Annotated in this window: 2 tRNA genes and 2 rRNA genes; all 4 read left to right on the top strand. The window is 54.6% G+C overall.

Annotated features, from left to right (window positions below):
* Positions 1-234, top strand: a 16S ribosomal RNA gene (locus VZ95_RS21210); the annotation flags it as partial.
* 160 nt (positions 235-394) lie between these two features.
* A tRNA-Ile gene (locus VZ95_RS21205) sits at positions 395-471 on the top strand.
* A gap of 98 nt (positions 472-569) precedes the next feature.
* Positions 570-645: transfer RNA gene (locus VZ95_RS21200), tRNA-Ala, on the top strand.
* A 222-nt stretch (positions 646-867) separates the two neighbouring features.
* A 23S ribosomal RNA gene (locus VZ95_RS21195) occupies positions 868-1,087 on the top strand; the annotation flags it as partial.

Raw genomic sequence — 1,087 nt, 5'->3', positions numbered from 1 at the left:
CACTCTGAACTCGAGTGCATGAAGGCGGAATCGCTAGTAATCGCGGATCAGCATGCCGCGGTGAATACGTTCCCGGGCCTTGTACACACCGCCCGTCACACCATGGGAGTTGGCTTTACCCGAAGCCGGTGCGCTAACTCGCAAGAGAGGCAGCCGACCACGGTAGGGTCAGTGACTGGGGTGAAGTCGTAACAAGGTAGCCGTAGGGGAACCTGCGGCTGGATCACCTCCTTTCTAAGGATTTATTCGGGGCAACCTGGATTATCTTAGACATTAAGATCTGAATACAGATCGAACATTGCCAGACAGCGTGACACGCCTAGCGTGTCCTGTCGCCGGCTCCATATCCCTTCCCTTTTTGTGACTAGAACGTTGGCGTCAGCCAATTGTTCTTGGGCTAATAGCTCAGTTGGTTAGAGCGCGCGCTTGATAAGCGTGAGGTCGGAAGTTCAAGTCTTCCTTGGCCCACCATTCATTGCGCTGTGATCCTATCTAGGGTTCCCCAAGGGAACCTTGGGTGGGGGTATCGGGGGCAAGGCCCCTGATAATCGCGCAGCGATAGCAGTTTCGGGGGTGTAGCTCAGCTGGGAGAGCATCTGCTTTGCAAGCAGAGGGTCATCGGTTCGATCCCGTTCACCTCCACCAAATTTTCGGCCCAAAAGCCCGCAGCTTTCAGCGCGGGATGAATGAGGCTCAGTCACAACAAGGGAAAATGGGAACAAGTTCCGGGTGCAAGCTCGGATGATTTGGGTTCTTTGACAATGTGAATGTGTGTTGATCGCAGAAGGGCGAGTTCTCCTTTCTGCGATTGGAATGAACTTGCGAGAGTTTAGTGTGTGGGGCTTGTCCCTGCGCGCGAGATTTCGCGATCAAGCGTCTTAAGGGCATCTGGTGGATGCCTTGGCTTCGAGAGGCGATGAAGGACGTGGCAGGCTGCGATAAGCTGCGGGGAGGGGCCAGCACCCTTTGATCCGCGGATTTCCGAATGGGGAAACCCACCCGCAAGGGTATCTTACACTGAATTCATAGGTGTAAGAGGCGAACCCGGGGAACTGAAACATCTCAGTACCCGGAGGAAAGGACATCA

The sequence above is a fragment of the Elstera litoralis genome (assembly GCF_000963705.1).
GTDB classification, from domain to species: domain Bacteria; phylum Pseudomonadota; class Alphaproteobacteria; order Elsterales; family Elsteraceae; genus Elstera; species Elstera litoralis.
Note: the sequence above shows the minus strand (reverse complement) of the source record. Positions and strands in the feature narration are given on the sequence as shown.